We start from the raw sequence: 6,860 nt of genomic DNA, 5'->3' as shown, positions 1-6,860 counted from the left end.
CAGCAGATTTAGTCATAACGGTTAATTTCGGAATATAGAAAACCACTCAAGCATAAGACCCTATGAATTGAAATTCAAGCGGGTAATATGCTATCGTGTTTTTCATGAAATGCGCACTTACGACTTGGATTTCATCCAAGTCAAAGTTTGCGTAAGGGGAATCCCCTTAACCCCAAAAGCAAAAGCACCCCAAGGCGACTGCATGGCAATTTATCATTGTTCCACTAAAACGGTGAACCGAAGTTCGGGGCGAACTGCGGTTGCATCATCTGCATATCGTGCAGGGGAAAAACTAGAAGATGAACGCACAGGACTGACCCATGACTTTACGAGAAAAGACGGTGTCGCCCATTCTGAAATTCTGTCTAATTTAGATATTGAAATTGACCGTGGTGAACTTTGGAACTTGGCAGAAAAAACCGAAAACCGTAAAGATGCCCGAACCGCTAGAGAATGGGTCATTGCCCTACCTGATGAATTAGACGCTGATCAACGTAAGGACTTGGCAAAAGACTTTGCCAGGTCCTTAGTTGATCGCTATGGAGTGATCGCAGATTTAGCCATCCATGAACCCAGCAAAGGCGGTAATGATAAGAATCATCACGCCCATATCATGCTTACCACCCGAAAAGCCGAATTGGACACGGACAATAAACTCACCCTGACCACCAAAACCGATATTGAACTCAGCAACGCCAAACGAAAAAGCCTTGGTATGGGTACAACCCAAGACGAAATTAAACAGATTCGGGAAACGTGGGCAAATTTAGCCAATCACGCATTAGAACGAGCAGGCTACCGAGAAAAAATAGATCACCGCAGCTATGCCGATCAGAATAACGGACTACAAGCCACCATCCATGAAGGCACTAAAGTCACCCAATTACGCAGACAAGGCATAGACACTGAAATCAGCCGTTTTAATGACAATGTGAAACAGCAGAACGCCCAACAGCTTGACCAACAGAAACAGCAGAAAGAGAGCGTTTTACAGCGTGGTTTAAACCGTGTCGATCAAGGTTTTGATCAATGGCAGAAGAACCAAGAAACCAAACGTCTAGAACTGGAACGCCAAGCGGAAATGAAACGACAGCAAGAATTAGATAAACAACGAGCCGAGCAAGCACTCCGCAAGGCATATCAAAAACTAAGTAGAGGCGGAATGTCATTATGAGTAATCAAAATGATTTAGATGACCAGTTATATATTTTATTGGCATCCATGAAGGAATATCGAGAAGCCATAGCAGACGATAAGAAGCGATTAGAGCAGTTTTACAACCAAGTCGCTAGTGGAGTGCTAGACAAGGCTGAAAAATCGCTAGAAAACACAAATAAGAAGCATACAGGTGCATTAAACAACAGTATTCAGGCATTAAACGAAGCTACAAACAGGCTCAACTTAAAACTTATCTTTATTTTTGCCAGCACGTTTGTTGCTGTGATGATGGTGTTCATTTTGGCTATCTTTTTATACATACCAAGCAAAGACGAAATTGATGAACGTAGAGCAGATATGGCTGTACTAAAAAAATATCCGCTACAAATTCGAGAAAGTGATGGTGAAACATTGGTGAGAATAATGAGGAAAAATTGCTACTCGTTTGAACCGAGTAGTGTCAAAGAAAAAACGTATGACTGGTGTCAGATCGACCCTAAAAAATACTAGTTGATCGGTACTTTGCTTGGTTTTTCTCATTACAAATCAAATTACAGCAAGCGCAAAATTGCCCGACTTTGAAACATGGCTTTAGCCATCTTTCAAAGCATCGAGCTGAAATTTCGCATAAGAGATTTTATGTTAAATCAGTTGGCTATAAATTTTCAAAAATATCCTTAGTTTAATATTTTAATAAGCAAGTAAAGGGTAAGATAGGATTGAAAATCTTAAATTTCTGCAGGAAATTTAAATTTTAAATTAAAAGAAACGGGAGTTAATAGTATGAGTCAAGACCCTAAAAAATGTCCTGTAACCCACCTGACTACTGAAGCTGGTGCCCCTGTGGTCGATAATCAGAACAGTATGACGGCAGGTGCGCGTGGACCTTTACTTGCCCAAGATTTATGGTTGAATGAAAAATTAGCAAACTTCGTCCGCGAAGTGATTCCAGAGCGTCGTATGCACGCTAAAGGTTCAGGTGCTTTTGGTACCTTTACCGTGACCAATGATATTACCCAATATACTCGCGCTAAAATTTTCTCTGAAGTCGGCAAAAAAACCGAAATGTTTGCGCGTTTCTCAACGGTGGCGGGTGAACGTGGCGCGGCCGATGCAGAACGTGATATTCGAGGTTTTGCCCTGAAATTCTATACTGAAGAAGGCAACTGGGATCTGGTCGGCAATAATACCCCGGTGTTTTTCCTGCGGGATGCCCGTAAGTTCCCTGACCTGAATAAAGCAGTCAAACGTGACCCGAAAACCAACAAGCGCAGTGCCACCAATAACTGGGATTTCTGGACATTATTGCCTGAAGCCTTGCATCAGGTGACCATTGTGATGTCGGATCGCGGTATTCCTGCTGGCTACCGTCATATGCATGGTTTTGGCAGCCATACCTTCAGTTTTATCAATGCCCAAAATGAACGCTTCTGGGTGAAATTCCATATGCGTACCCAGCAAGGCATCCAGAACCTGACCGATGCTGAAGCAGCAGATTTGATTGCTAAAGATCGTGAAAGTAGTCAGACTGACTTATTTGATGCCATTGAGCGTGGTGAGTATCCAAAATGGAAAATGTACGTTCAGATCATGCCGGAACTGGAAGCTGAAACAGTTCCTTATCATCCATTTGACCTGACCAAAGTCTGGCCGAAAGGTGATTATCCACTGATTGAAGTCGGTGAATTCGAACTGAACCGCAATCCGGAAAATTATTTCCAGGATGTAGAACAGGCTGCCTTTGCACCAAGCAATCTGGTACCGGGAATTAGCTACTCACCGGATCGTATGTTACAGGCACGTCTGGTGAACTATGCTGATGCAGCACGTTATCGTGTTGGTGTAAATCATTCACAGGTTCCGGTCAATGCTGCACGCTGCCCTGTAAACTCTAATCGTCGTGATGGTCAGGGCCGCATGGATGGCAACTATGGTTCATTGCCACATTATGAACCGAACAGTTTTAACCAGTGGCAGGAACAACCTCAGTTTAAAGAACCAGCATTAAAGATTACCGGTGATGCTGATTTCTGGGACTTCCGCGAAGATGACAATGACTACTTCAGCCAGCCCCGTGCCCTGTTCAATTTGATGAATGATGAGCAGAAACAAGCATTGTTTAATAACACGGCCGCAGCGATGGGTGATGCGCTAGATTTCATCAAATACCGTCATATCCGCAACTGTTATGCTTGCGATCCAGCTTATGGGCAAGGCGTTGCTAAGGCCTTAGGTATGACTGTAGCAGATGCTCAAGCGGCACGTGAAACAGATCCTGCTAAAGGTTTACCAAGTTTTCTTTAATGTGGAAATTTGATTTAGATAGTTAATAAAAAAACCCCGGCATCCTGCCGGGGTTTTTCGTATTGGTTCGCTCGGTATAACTCCTGTTGTACCTTACAGTCCTTGTGCTTATCTCTTGTTATTCTTGTATGGAACTTCCTGTTCCTGATGAGTTGATCATAGGAAAATTCCAGTATGCCGCATAGCAGCAAAGGGCCGAGTTTCATGTGAGCCAAAGCGTACAAAATAGCCTAAATTTTATCCCCAAAAATTGGGGATATTTTTGGCCCTGGGAAGACCGAGAATATTGGGGAAATGTCGAATTTGAGCATTTTTTAACCGATTTTATTGGCGAAAGATTACAAATCTGCTTAAAAAACACACGAGTTATTAAAACGTGTGTTTTTTGATCTTTATGGTTTTGGTTTTATTGAATTAAGTTAATGATAAATAAAACTATTTAAAAACGCGTTTCGTATAACGCCCATTATGTTAAATCAGGTTTAAAACTTAATATCATGTGAATTAAAGTAGGTCGGATCAAACTCTATCTCTCCTATTTCATCCTCGATAATTTGCATGTAATCGTCATATCTTGGATGTTTGGGGTCTTGTAATGCATCTAAAATATCAAGATATCCAAAAATTCCTCCAATATCTTCAAATGGAGCATGATTTTGACCATCTATACAACATGGATATTTTTTATTTAAATCAGGAGATTGTCTGCTTTCTACAGTAATCAAATGTTCCCAACAATCGCCAAAATCATATGTATATATAATTTTTTTACCTACACGTAGAACTTCTTTCAATTTTTGTCTTTTATTGATCTTTTCATGCTTAATAGTCGTGAATTCATGTAAATGGCTATCTTCCCAATCAAAAGCAGATTGAATTGCCTTATGGAGCCTAGATAAAGTAGCTGCCGATGAAATTTGAATAGTTCTCCAGATTTCAGGATCACTACCTAGCAGACTAATTTTTAATTGAAAAACTTCATCAGAAGATTTGAGCTTTACAGTTCCCATAACAGCCTAGTTCTCAAAAAATAGTTTTAGTAAATCTAAAATTAACATAATACGCGTTATACGAAATCAATACATTTTATCTTTAGGTTTCAATGATATATTAAGATTTTACAAGCCTACATTCCCCAGTGTAGGCTTTTTTTATAATTTTTCATGTTCCACGCTTACTATTTGATCATTGTTCCACGGTTTTGATTAGATATTTTAATTATTAAACTTCTTCCAGTAATAGCCGAGCGAGTGTCTACGAGCGACCACCTGGCATTAAAATTTCGCCCCTGCCTTTTCCCTGATTACAAGCTCCCTTTTGCTTCATAACGAAAGATACAGAGCATCCCGAATGGGTGCGAACTTTGGAGCTTTTGCTTTTCAAAAAGTATGAGCGAAGCGAATACATTACAAATGCTTTTGCTTTTAGATTTCACAACAGGATTAACTAAAAACTGCCCCACGAAGCGAGGAACGAGCTTCAATAGAGTACGAGCTTTAGCGAGTACATAGGGCAGTTTTAAGCACTCCCCTCTCGAAAGGCTTTTAATTATTTTTAAAGCTTTTAATGCTTTTAGACAGGTTGAAACCCTTGTGTAGTAAGTGTTACAGACTATATAAACGGACATTTGCTCTTGTATAAACGGACATTTGCTCTTGTATAAACGGACATTTGCTCTTGTATAAACGGACATTTGCTCTTAATTAAAAGACATTATAAATATTGACCTTAAAAAGATATTAGATTACATTGTCCTTTAATTAGATAATAATAAGTTCTTCTTATGAAAAATAGTTTAGTCGTGAAAGATAATGCTCTAATAAATGCCAGTTACAACCTAGAGCTAACGGAACAACGTTTGATCATGCTAGCTATCATTAATGCTAGAGAATCGGGACAAGGAATCACTGCGGATAGTAAACTGGAAATACATGCTAGTGACTACGCCAAGCTATTCAATGTATCTGCCGATGCGTCATATAAAGCTTTGAGAGAAGCTGTAAATAATCTGTTTAATCGTCAATTTAGTTATACAGCCGAATATAAAAAAACAGGCAAAGTCGGCATTGTTCGATCTCGCTGGGTAAGCCGTATATTTTATGTAGATGACCTAGCATTGTTAGAAATTACTTTTGCTCCTGATGTAGTGCCTTTAATCACACGATTGGAAGAACACTTTACAAAATATGAAGCTAAACAAGTTGCTCACCTAACCAGTAAATACGCCACTAGGCTTTATGAATTGCTGATTGCTTGGCGTGAAGTTGGAAAAGTTCCACAACTAGAACTTAGTGAGTTTAGAAACAGATTAGGTCTTGTTGATAGTGAATACACCGCCATGAGTGACTTTAAAAAGCGTGTGCTTGAACCATCAATTAAACAAATTAATGAGCATACTGATATTACTGTAACGTATGAACAGCATAAAAAAGGACGGATCATTTCAGGTTTTTCTTTCAAATTTAAGCAAAAACAACAGCCAAAAGTTGAAGCAAAAAGAGATCCAAACACGCCTGATTTTTTTATAAAAATAACCGATGCACAACGCCATTTATTTGCGAATAAAATGTCAGAAATGCCTGAAATGGGGAAATATTCACAAGGTACAGAAAGCTACCAACAATTTGCTATTCGTATCGCTGATATGCTTTTAGAGCCTGAAAAATTCAGAGAGCTTTATCCAATTTTAGAAAAATCAGGATTTCAGCCATGATTAAATTAAATAACCTATCAACCGATCTAAAGCATGTGACCGTTGAATACCTCGACATCGTAAATTATGAAATTGCGAGGGAAAATATATGCGGTTATATCTTCCTATTATCCCGACTATCCAAAAATGCCAAACCCACCGAAAAAATGCAGATGGAAAGCAAAATACAGGACTTAATTTACTATCGGGATCATTTGCAGATAGAGGACAAAGACAATATTCAAAAGGTTTTAAACACGCTCATTCCCGAGTATCAAGCCGAACAGAATAACCAAACAGCTAAGAAAAATTAGGCTTCAATGTCGGGCAAATCAAAAAGCTGTCGATCTCTATTTTCTGTTAAATATTCGTTGAGTTCAGCGAGTATTTTTTCTTTATTGGCTTCATTTGCCTGCATTTTCTTAATCAAGTAAGAACCGAGCAAAATTTTACGCCTAGTATCATCCTTGCGCTCCTGTTCTTTCTTTTTGGTACGTTCTCTTGCTTCAATAGCCTGTTTCTGTGCTTTTAACTGTTTCAGCTTCTCTAACTGGGCTTCAATTTTCTTTTCGATATTTTCAGCAGATTTAGTCATAACGGTTAATTTCGGAATATAGAAAACCACTCAAGCATAAGACCCTATGAATTGAAATTCAAGCGGGTAATATGCTATCGTGTTTTTCATGAAATGCGCACTTACGACTTG

7 protein-coding genes are annotated in these 6,860 nt (G+C 39.3%); 5 read left to right on the top strand and 2 right to left on the bottom strand.

Annotation, left to right across the window (positions count from 1 at the left end; genetic code table 11):
- Nucleotides 1-202: 202 nt before the first annotated feature.
- From mobQ to C3420_RS16045, 3 genes are all read left to right on the top strand, one after another.
- Entirely contained in the window at nucleotides 203-1,174 is a 972-nt protein-coding gene (gene mobQ / locus C3420_RS16055; protein WP_004856449.1) for a MobQ family relaxase, read from the top strand.
- A complete protein-coding gene (locus C3420_RS16050) occupies nucleotides 1,171-1,668 on the top strand; it encodes a hypothetical protein (RefSeq protein ID WP_004856450.1) in 498 nt (165 codons plus the stop codon). The genes mobQ and C3420_RS16050 overlap by 4 nt, the downstream gene beginning before the upstream one ends.
- 273 nt (nucleotides 1,669-1,941) lie before the next feature.
- A complete protein-coding gene (locus C3420_RS16045; RefSeq protein ID WP_000076364.1) occupies nucleotides 1,942-3,462 on the top strand; it encodes a catalase in 1,521 nt (506 codons plus the stop codon).
- Between the two features lie 482 nt (nucleotides 3,463-3,944).
- Here C3420_RS16045 and C3420_RS16040 read toward each other — a convergent pair whose 3' ends face one another.
- Entirely contained in the window at nucleotides 3,945-4,472 is a 528-nt protein-coding gene (locus C3420_RS16040) for a plasmid pRiA4b ORF-3 family protein (protein ID WP_000537572.1), read from the bottom strand.
- Between the two features lie 773 nt (nucleotides 4,473-5,245).
- Between C3420_RS16040 and repM the strand changes: the two genes are divergently transcribed.
- Nucleotides 5,246-6,175, top strand: a complete 930-nt coding sequence (gene repM, locus C3420_RS16030) for a replication initiation protein RepM (RefSeq protein WP_103801018.1) — start codon at nucleotides 5,246-5,248, stop codon at nucleotides 6,173-6,175.
- Nucleotides 6,172-6,468: a hypothetical protein gene (locus C3420_RS16025; RefSeq protein ID WP_005265043.1), complete on the top strand. Its 297-nt coding sequence runs from the start codon at nucleotides 6,172-6,174 to the stop codon at nucleotides 6,466-6,468. The genes repM and C3420_RS16025 overlap by 4 nt, the downstream gene beginning before the upstream one ends.
- Here C3420_RS16025 and C3420_RS16020 read toward each other — a convergent pair.
- Nucleotides 6,465-6,749, bottom strand: a complete 285-nt coding sequence (locus tag C3420_RS16020; protein ID WP_004871868.1) for a hypothetical protein — start codon at nucleotides 6,747-6,749, stop codon at nucleotides 6,465-6,467. The genes C3420_RS16025 and C3420_RS16020 overlap by 4 nt on opposite strands.
- Nucleotides 6,750-6,860 lie beyond the last annotated feature (111 nt).

Origin of the sequence: Acinetobacter sp. ACNIH3 (assembly GCF_002918965.1) — a bacterium.
Classification (GTDB): Bacteria; Pseudomonadota; Gammaproteobacteria; order Pseudomonadales; family Moraxellaceae; genus Acinetobacter; species Acinetobacter schindleri.
Note: the sequence above shows the minus strand (reverse complement) of the source record. Positions and strands in the feature narration are given on the sequence as shown.

Coding starts and splice junctions, on each gene's coding strand:
- C3420_RS16040 (WP_000537572.1), bottom strand. CDS start 4,472: ATGGGAACTGTAAAGCTCAAATCTTCTGATGAAGTTTTTCAATTAAAA.
- mobQ (WP_004856449.1), top strand. CDS start 203: ATGGCAATTTATCATTGTTCCACTAAAACGGTGAACCGAAGTTCGGGG.
- C3420_RS16050 (WP_004856450.1), top strand. CDS start 1,171: ATGAGTAATCAAAATGATTTAGATGACCAGTTATATATTTTATTGGCA.
- C3420_RS16025 (WP_005265043.1), top strand. CDS start 6,172: ATGATTAAATTAAATAACCTATCAACCGATCTAAAGCATGTGACCGTT.
- C3420_RS16020 (WP_004871868.1), bottom strand. CDS start 6,749: ATGACTAAATCTGCTGAAAATATCGAAAAGAAAATTGAAGCCCAGTTA.
- C3420_RS16045 (WP_000076364.1), top strand. CDS start 1,942: ATGAGTCAAGACCCTAAAAAATGTCCTGTAACCCACCTGACTACTGAA.
- repM (WP_103801018.1), top strand. CDS start 5,246: ATGAAAAATAGTTTAGTCGTGAAAGATAATGCTCTAATAAATGCCAGT.